The 1,354-nt window shown below is 42.4% G+C and carries 2 protein-coding genes; one reads left to right on the top strand and one right to left on the bottom strand.

The features are described from left to right. Window positions 1–213 precede the first annotated feature (213 nt). Window positions 214–438 carry a hypothetical protein gene (locus HMPREF2955_RS12280; RefSeq protein ID WP_070723752.1) on the top strand — a complete coding sequence of 75 codons (225 nt, stop codon included), beginning with the start codon at window positions 214–216 and terminating at the stop codon, window positions 436–438. 585 nt (window positions 439–1,023) lie between these two features. Here HMPREF2955_RS12280 and HMPREF2955_RS16655 read toward each other — a convergent pair. After that, a partial coding sequence (locus HMPREF2955_RS16655; RefSeq protein WP_210401323.1) for a hypothetical protein occupies window positions 1,024–1,354 on the bottom strand: 331 nt, incomplete at its 5' end.

Below are 1,354 nucleotides of genomic sequence, written 5' to 3'. Positions count from 1 at the left end.
CCCCTTGGAGAGGGGTTGGGGGTGAGGCTGGTAGTGGGGGTGTATGGTCCTACATTCCCCTTTCATCTACCAAACTCGTTTAAGTTGTTTTGCCTTCTAGGTTGTAATGATAATAGGGCAATGTAGTAAAACGCGCGCATCCGTGCCCACATCTGTGTGGCCTATGCGTGCAGGGTTACTACATGTTGCACAACTCTCTCTTGTATAATAAGCATGACTATTAAGAATTTAAACATTGAAGAATACCTCTTTGGGCATTGCGATGCACAGCAGATGCACGAGTTGGCAAGCTGGGCATCAGGTTCTGGCAAACGGTTGCGTTTGCTCTTTGCCCTTCGCTGCGCCTTTCTCGACTTAAAATGCCAGCATCATTTCGACGATGCCAACCTCATTGCCACCGCCGAACAACGACTTTTCGATGCCATATCGAAAGGCTGACGTTGCCCTTTACGCCGAAAACTACTTACAAACTCAAAAACTTATCAACTTATAAACTCACCAACTTACAAACTAATCAACTCACAAACACACCCACTGAAAAGCTTAAAAAACACTACTTTTATTTTACAACTACGCTTTATTTTTCGCTCCATTCTAGCGAAAAAACAGGTTAAAAAGTAGGTAAATAGCCACTATTTCTAGCCTACCACGTCTTCCTGATTGTCTGCTTTTAAGAAGAAAACTTGCATTTTGCACCATTTAGCCTTTCTAGTTTGGTTGCCAACTCGTATTTTTGCAACCCCAAATTACCCACTTTTAGCCCCTAAAACCCCACCTTTTAACGGCTATTTTGCCCTTTTAGCCATGTGTTTTATGGCTCCAAAAGGTTTTGTTTATACCATTTGCAGTGGATTTTTATGCTTTTTGTCTCGCATTTAGCACCATTTTGCGCTGCATTTTGCGGCATTTCACCTTGCGTTTAGCACCAAAACGCACTGCGTTTTGCACCATTTTGCACTGCATTTAGCGGCAAAACGCACTGTATTTCGCTACAAATCGCAAAACAATGGGTGTTAGTGGCGGTCAGTTTAAATAAAAATTCATTTTGCCTGCATGTACAACCACCCCCTTTTTGCACAAAACAACCTTCGCGAGAATCGATTTTTTGCGGCAAGGCGAACGATTGGCGGCAAAAAGTGCACTCATCGTGTTAAAATTTTTACTGATAAATTGACAAAGTTTGGTAGGTTGACGAGTAGACAAGTTAACAAGTTGACGAGGGAATAAGTGAGCGGGGTAATCGCTCATCCCTTCGTATGGCGACCTAAATACGTCCATTCCGACATAAGAACAGAAGAAACATAAAGAAGTGCGCTTTAAGTTTTCCTCATTATAAGTTGAAGGAGTTAATCGC

Origin of the sequence: Prevotella sp. HMSC073D09, assembly GCF_001814145.1 — a bacterium.
GTDB lineage: Bacteria > Bacteroidota > Bacteroidia > Bacteroidales > Bacteroidaceae > Prevotella > Prevotella conceptionensis.
Note: the sequence above shows the minus strand (reverse complement) of the source record. Positions and strands in the feature narration are given on the sequence as shown.

Bases quoted from the DNA above. Each gene is read 5' to 3' on its own strand.
- HMPREF2955_RS12280 (WP_070723752.1), top strand. From the start codon at position 214: ATGACTATTAAGAATTTAAACATTGAAGAATACCTCTTTGGGCATTGC.